This window comes from Streptomyces hirsutus (assembly GCF_001418415.1).
In the GTDB taxonomy this organism is placed as follows: Bacteria; Actinomycetota; Actinomycetes; order Streptomycetales; family Streptomycetaceae; genus Streptomyces; species Streptomyces hirsutus.
Map to the genome: position 1 here is coordinate 1 of NZ_LIQT01000448.1, position 409 is coordinate 409.

A 409-nucleotide genomic window follows, 5' to 3' on the forward strand; every position below is an offset into this window, starting at 1 on the left:
GGCCGGGTTCGCGTCCGGCCGCGGTGAGGAAGGCCAGCGGGTCCGCCTCCACGTCCAGACAGCCCCGGCTGCCGCAGTGGCAGGGGCGGCCGCCGGGGTTGACGGGGACGTGGCCGACCTCCAGGGCGAGGCCGGAACTGCCGGTGTGCAGGCGGCCGTCGAGCACCAGCGCGCCGCCGACCCCCCGGTGGCCGGTGGCCACGCACAGCAGGTCGCGCGCGCCACGCCCGGCGCCGTGCCGGTGTTCGGCGAAGATCTCCCGGACCGGGGCCCCCGCGGGCCACGCCAGGTGCATCGGGTTGAGGGCCAGCCCTTCGGGTTCGGCCATCGCGGACGGCACGGCGAGCCCTGCTCCGACACATCGGCGTCCGGTCTCCCGGAGCAGGTCGGCGCCGGCCGCGACGACGGA

The 409-nt window shown here is 78.0% G+C and carries 1 protein-coding gene; it reads right to left on the reverse strand.

The features are described from left to right. The coding region (locus AOK11_RS45530; protein WP_240497544.1) for an ROK family protein at window positions 1-409 on the reverse strand (409 nt) is incomplete at both ends.